Raw genomic sequence first — 6,814 nt, forward strand, 5'->3', positions numbered from 1 at the left:
CAAACAGTCCTTATAAATTGCGAATTATCATGACAAACGTTCAACAAGTATTGCCGTCGACTGACCACCTCCGGCACATACTGTGGCGATACCAAGTGACTCGTCTTTCATTTTCATTGAATGCAGGAGCGTAACAAGAATACGTGCGCCCGATGCGCCAATAGGATGCCCCATCGCCAATGCTCCACCACGTGGGTTCACTTTGTCAGGGTCCAAACCCAGGTCTCGCATAATTGCGAGAACCTGAACCGCAAAAGCCTCATTGATTTCAAACTGATCAATGTCTTGGATAGTCATTCTAGCCCTCTGCAATAACTGATTAATTGCAGGTACTGGGCTCATTCCCATCATTTCTGGCAAATATCCTACCGAAGACCAGGCAAGAACCCTCGCCATAGGCTCAATTCCCTCTTGAGCTGCACGTTTGGCAGACATAAGTAATACGGCAGCCGCGCCATCGTTAATTCCTGACGAATTTCCAGCGGTAACAGTTCCATGGGCAGTAAAAGCAGGAAGCAAGGCTGAAAGGGATTGTTCATCGACATTACTATCAACAAGTTGGTCTTTGTCAGCAATTTGAACCTTTCCATTAGCCAAATAATGGACTGGCACTATTTCTTGCGCCGATTGCCCGGCAAGCGCAGACGCTTTTAATCGCTGCGAAGACAGTAGTGCATAAGCATCTTGCTCACCACGGCTTATCTGATAGGCTTTAGCAATGCGCTCAGCCGTCATACCCATTTTTTCACCGTTAATGGCACAGGTTAATCCGTCTTGCATCAAGCTATCCATCAGGCGCAATTCACCCAAAGCCTCTGGCTGAATTGTCGAGCGATTAAGTAGAAAAGGGGCATTGGACATACTTTCCGTTCCGCCTGCAATCGCCACCTCTGAGTCTCGAAGCGCGATACACTGAGAGGCCTGAATAACGGCCAATAACCCACTACTACAAACTTGATTTAAACTGTAGGCGACCGCAGAAGAATCAATTCCGGCTTGCATTGCTATCTGCCTTGCTGGATTCTGTCCATGACCAGCCTGAAGCCCCTGCCCCAGCACAACATGATCTACGATACGAGAAAGTGATTCAGCATGAGTGACACTCTTGCAAACCGCTAAGCCTAGTTTTGCTGCGGTCAATGAACTAAGTTGGCCCTGAAACCTTCCCATTGCTGTTCGAGCTGCATTCACAATAACTATTTCTTCAAGCATTGCTTAAATCCTATATTTAGCAGCCAATATCGAACTATGCCCTTTCCCATATTTATGGAAAAGAGCACTTCACTTACCAAATGAATTGTGAGAACGATAACTGGCCTGTTTAGCTATTGCGCAGCGGGTTGTTTCGGCTGCTCAGGTATACTTTTCCAACGCATCACCACCAAGACACAAAACAGTCCTAGTAATAATGCAAAAAGCTGGAAAGGTAACTCGGCTTTTATCTGATATAACAACGCCGAAAGCAGAGGACCTACCACATAACCACCAGCCTGAGTCCCTGCAGCAAGACCAGAAGCAGCTCCTAGCTCATTGCTATCGACAGCTAATGTCACCGCAGTATTGAAACCGGTGGTCATCATGCCAACGGATACACCAAACAACACAAAGAGAGCATGCATCTGCCATAGCTGTTCCGGCAAAGCCATCAGGAAGAAAGCCCCTGCACCGGCTGTCAGACCAACTACAATCTGATTTGCTGGCGATAAACGCATTCGGCCGATTATCAGCAACTGCGTTACAATAGTAGCAATAGCTGAACAAACGAAGCCAATACTCGTTTGTGCCGCAGCATGTTCTGGGCCGAGTTGGAACAAGTCCTGATACCTGAATGCGGTAACCTGCATCAACCCGGAGAAAGCAATAAAATATGCCAGACCGGTAAGCAGCAAAAAGAAAATACGCGAATCAGTTGGCTTCAGCTTAACTTTGCTTTTACTGGCCGACTTTGTCTTTCCTTCAGGCATAATCACAAGAACAAGTACACCTGCTACGGCAGAAATAACGGCTGAAACATACAAAGGCAGGGTGATAGATAAGACCACTAACAGTGAGGCTATCCCTGGCCCGCCAATCATCCCAATGCCATATGCAGCTTGGATAGAAGCCATTGCCGATGAGCGGTTCTCTTCACCAGTAGACTCCGCAATCGTAGCCTGGACTGCAGGGAAGACCCCACTAGACAATAGAGCATAAAACAAGCGCGCTATTGCCATAAAGAAGAAAGCCGAAGTCGCCGTAATAACTCCGAATCGCCCTAAGTCGCCAAACAAGCCAAACAAACCGGTAGAAGCTGCATAACCAAGAAAACCAAAAGCAATGATCTTCTTTCGGCCCCATTCATCACTTTTTCTCCCCCAATAAGGGGCAGAAACCATAAAAGCAAGCGCTGCTGAGGTGAAAATCAACGCTACTTGATAATCGGGCATTCCGATTTGTCGCCCTAGCGGCGGTAGCACAGAAAATATGATGGATTGGCCAGCTCCGACAGTCGCAAGCCCGCACAGTAATATCCAAGTCGTTATTTTAGGCATAGCTGATACCTTATCTTTGTGATCAAACCGGCATTAGAAGTCTACAGACAGACCCAAACCGAGTGTTCTTGGTTGACCAGCGCCGGCTATAGGTGCAGGCCCAGGGAAAGGTAAGGCATAGTAGTTAGTCACGTATGCTTCATCCAACAAGTTTGAACCAAAGATATACATGGTATAGTTATCAATTTTATAGCCGATATGAGCATCAACTAAACCGTAACCATTAATTTTTAAGGTATTGGCTGCGTCAGTATAAGTTGATGAGCGATAGTTATAAGTAAGATGCCCATATAAGCCTTGATAGCCATCGTAATTCAACGTAAGCGCTGAAGTAAACTGGGGAGCATTTGCCATTCGTTTACCAGCAAATTCATTGCTTTTATATTCAGCTTTGTTCAGCCCGGTAACACTAGTTAGCGACCAGTCCATATTAATGAACCAATTCATATCAAACTCTGCACCATAACTACGGGCTTTATCGACATTGAAAAATGAAATTTGATTCAATGCGCTAATGCTTCGCCCATGAGCATCTTTGATATCCAAGTAAAATAGGTTCAAGTCTAAAATGAGCTGATTTTCAAACCACGACGATTTTACCCCTAACTCATAATCAATAGTTTCTTGCGGGTCATATTTAGCATTATCTGGGTTGAGCTCAGTAAAATTGAAACCTCCGGATTGATAACCTTTCGAAACACTACCGTAAAGCAAATTTTCATTGCCTAGTTGATAACCAAATGCTGCCTTAGGCAACCAGACATCCCACGATGCATCTCGGTTATATTCACTAGTCATTTCCATACCAGACATGATGGTACTATTCGATGAGTCAATTTTCTTCTCGTCTTTTTGCCATCGCAGTCCAAGCGTCGCTTCAAGTTTATCGGTTACATTAAACGTACTCTGGCCAAACACTGCGTACTGTTCGCCGGTAACGTCAGTCATATTATGTGACTCCATAGGTCCAAAGAGCGAATTTGGAACAACAGTGCCATTATCCTTAGCGTCGTATAAATTATCTTGATAGAAAACCCCGCCAATCCAGCGTATATCACTATTATTGGAATTAAATCTCAATTCATGTGATTGTGTTTCAATATCGGAATCATCAATGAATTTTGCGCCATCAAAGTTTCCCAAAGCAGGAGATACTGACCCATTAGTGCGATCCATGTCTGAAATATGCTGCGCAGAAGTCTGTTGGTTGGCAGCTAGGTAAGTAACAACAAATCTATCCGCTTCATGTTCAACTTTAAGAGCCTGTTCTGCCACTTTAACACTATTTTTTGCATCAACTTCTTGACGCGTTATTAACGAACCATCATTTTCAGCATAAAAAGGGAGACCGCCATCATCTCGGTCCTCACCGTTAAAACTCAATATAACGTGAGTCCGATCTGAAATATTCCATCTAAAGTGACCATTATATTGATTAGCTTTAGATTCATCATAGTCAGATCTGGAACCCGGATAATTATTAGTTAAGTGGCCATCACTATCGCGAAAACGCCCTGCGATATTAAAACTCAGAACATCTTCAATCAAGTCTTGTCCATATGCACCGTAAATCATTCTAGTGTTACGTTCAGCGATTTCCGCGACCAACTTGCCTTCAGGCTCACCGCTTGATTTACGTGTTATCACGTTGATAACACCACCAAGGCTGCTCTGACCATATAAAGTACTCTGTGTACCACGAAGGAACTCAACACGCTCAACGTTCAACAAACCTAAATCCATACCATAAACGGAGGAATGCGGTACACCATCAATATAAACAGTTATTGGTGACTCTTGAGCAAATGCTGATGTCGCTAAACCACGATAGCTGGGTGAAGAAAACACACCATAGTTATTTGAAATGGCAACGTTTGGCAAGGTCTTCATAAATGGCTCTAGGCTATAAATGCCCTTTTGCTCAAGCTCTTCTCCCGTCGTAACTTGCACCGACACTGGAATTTCCCTTACATTCTCTTCCATTTTGGTGGCTGTCACCGTCATTACCTCTGCAGGACGGTTCGCTGACGATGAATTATTTTGCGATTGAAGCTCTGAAGAAGCTTGCGCTTTTATAGATAAAGCGAACACCACTGATGCGGCGAGCAGTGTCATACGAATAGGCATTATAGATCCTTTGAAAATATGGTCACCCAGAAAGCGTAACGATAGCCATTCTCATTAAGGATGAATATTAGAAAAGGGAGCTTTTACAACAGAATGCGGAATTTCAGTAAAATTTGTTGCTTTCACTGAACAATGTATGACTGACAGAACAATAACCAGATCCAATCAATGTTGCTGGCAACTACTAGTGATAAGCTTATAAATACATACAGTGAGGAAGCTTCCATGCTTCCATTTGGCGACATCCATTTGAATTAAATACAGTGATTCATTTTCTTTAGCTGACTGCAATATAACGCTTTCGCATACCGAGGAACGGTTTTTCAATTGCATACCAAGTCAAAGTGGACAGCATTAAGCTCGCAGGCAAAACAAGTAATAATGTTGTAATAAGAGCATCATAGTATGGGTCATTGGTGACAGTCAGCCACCACTGCCCTTTCTGAATGGTGCTTATCACCACGTAATGCCATAGGTAAACTGAAAAGCTAAGCATTCCTAATGATTTAAACACCTGACAAAGGCGCGTAGGTAACCATTTCACCACAGCACAATAACCTACGATAAAGCTGACACATATTATAGCCTCAACGAGAGGAATAAAGATTCGCCATACTTCATCAACAGGCCATCCTCCTTGGTGATTAAACCAAAACGCCAAAAATATAAAACCCAATGCACCCAAGGCTAAATAAATTGGATGCTTTATTTTCTTTCCAGAAGCCAGTGCATTTCCAGCTAGCATACCAAGTAAAAACTGATCGGCTCTTCCCAGTAAAGTCCAGTAACTCATATCACGCGGACTGGCACCGTGCATCACCCCAATAAAACGTAGCAAAATCATCAATACCAATAACGCTAATATGAATTTCATCCCATTACGATTAAGTAATAACATAAGCAATGGAAATAACAAATAAAACTGGAATTCAACGGCTATAGCCCAAAACATTGCCGTAAAAGGCCAGATATCAAGCCTGCCATTAATATTCCCCATCATAACAGCTGTTTGTAAAAAAGATTGAAAGTCAAACTGCTTAGGGAAAGCGCAAATACCAGCAATCAAGAACAGCATCATCAACGGATAAATACGTAGCATTCGATTATACAGAAATATCCTATATTTTATGTTTTTACCCGTACTTCCATATGCCAGTAGAAAGCCACTCAAAACCATAAAAAGAGACAACGAAACATGAGCTTCTGCCAATAGCGCCATCAATGGATTATCAGTTTCAATCCAGTGAGTAAAATTAAACGGTTTGTCGAAGCGCAGTTGGTAAGAAAAAATGTGTAACCCATGATAAAAAAGAATCATGAATGCAGCAAAGCCCCTAATATGATCTAATTCGGGCATATATTTTATGTTCTTACTTTGCATTAATACTTCACCTTAAGCTCACCAAATGCATTCAAAAGATATTGAAGATCTGAGGCCATTAATTCTGATACTACTCTGCCCTGTTCATGAATGAAGAAATGTTGACCTTCTAACAAAGAGATCACAACTTGTTCATGTGTATTTTTCTGCCATAAGTCTAACTCTCGATAATCAACCTCAGCATCATTTTTGGCACCAATAACGTGGATTGGAATCGATATTTTCTTATTTGCGTCATAACGAAGTAACCACTCACTTAATGAAAAATCAGAACGTATTATCGGCAATAAAAAAGACATCAGCTCTTCATTTTCCAACACTTCTGGAGGAGACCCATTCAAAAACATCAATTCTTCAATAAGTTCCGCATCAGACAAATTAACACGAGGTCGGATCCCTTTAGCAATGACTGGAGCCTGACGTCCTGAGACAAATAATGCATGAGGAACAACACCTCGCTGTAGGGCATAATCGGCTAAATGAAAAGCCAACCCAGCCCCCATACTATGACCAAACAACGCAAAAGGTCGTCGTTGTTGTGCCAGCAAGTCAATAAACAGCTCCTCTGTTAATTCAGGCACGCTTGCCACTAGATCTTCACAGATACGAACCCCGTGCCCTGGAAATTCCACGGGATGAACCGCAATCCATTCAGGCAAATAATTGTCCCATTGACGGTATATACTGGCATTTCCTCCTGCATACGGTAAACAATACACATCTATTTCTACTGATGTTTTGGTAGACGGAAATGGTAGCCATCGGTTTGACATAA

Annotated in this window: 5 protein-coding genes; all 5 read right to left on the reverse strand. The window is 42.8% G+C overall.

What is annotated here, in order from left to right; genetic code table 11:
• Nucleotides 1-27 precede the first annotated feature (27 nt).
• The 5 genes from L4D19_RS00300 to L4D19_RS00320 all read right to left on the reverse strand — a co-directional run bounded on the left by L4D19_RS00300 (nucleotide 28) and on the right by L4D19_RS00320 (nucleotide 6,812).
• Nucleotides 28-1,212: a thiolase family protein gene (locus tag L4D19_RS00300; protein WP_428450642.1), complete on the reverse strand. Its 1,185-nt coding sequence runs from the start codon at nucleotides 1,210-1,212 to the stop codon at nucleotides 28-30.
• 113 nt (nucleotides 1,213-1,325) lie between these two features.
• Nucleotides 1,326-2,531, reverse strand: a complete 1,206-nt coding sequence (locus tag L4D19_RS00305; protein ID WP_428450643.1) for an MFS transporter — start codon at nucleotides 2,529-2,531, stop codon at nucleotides 1,326-1,328.
• A gap of 33 nt (nucleotides 2,532-2,564) precedes the next feature.
• Nucleotides 2,565-4,658, reverse strand: coding sequence for a TonB-dependent receptor (locus L4D19_RS00310; protein WP_428450644.1), 2,094 nt, complete (start codon nucleotides 4,656-4,658; stop codon nucleotides 2,565-2,567).
• 277 nt (nucleotides 4,659-4,935) lie between these two features.
• A complete protein-coding gene (locus L4D19_RS00315) occupies nucleotides 4,936-6,039 on the reverse strand; it encodes an acyltransferase family protein (RefSeq protein WP_428450645.1) in 1,104 nt (367 codons plus the stop codon).
• The gene (locus L4D19_RS00320; RefSeq protein ID WP_428450646.1) at nucleotides 6,039-6,812 is read right to left on the reverse strand and encodes a thioesterase II family protein; all 774 of its coding nucleotides are present in this window, start codon (nucleotides 6,810-6,812) and stop codon (nucleotides 6,039-6,041) included. The genes L4D19_RS00315 and L4D19_RS00320 overlap by 1 nt, the downstream gene beginning before the upstream one ends.
• Nucleotides 6,813-6,814 lie beyond the last annotated feature (2 nt).

The sequence above is a fragment of the Photobacterium kasasachensis genome (assembly GCF_050336885.1).
Taxonomy (GTDB): Bacteria; Pseudomonadota; Gammaproteobacteria; order Enterobacterales; family Vibrionaceae; genus Photobacterium; species Photobacterium kasasachensis.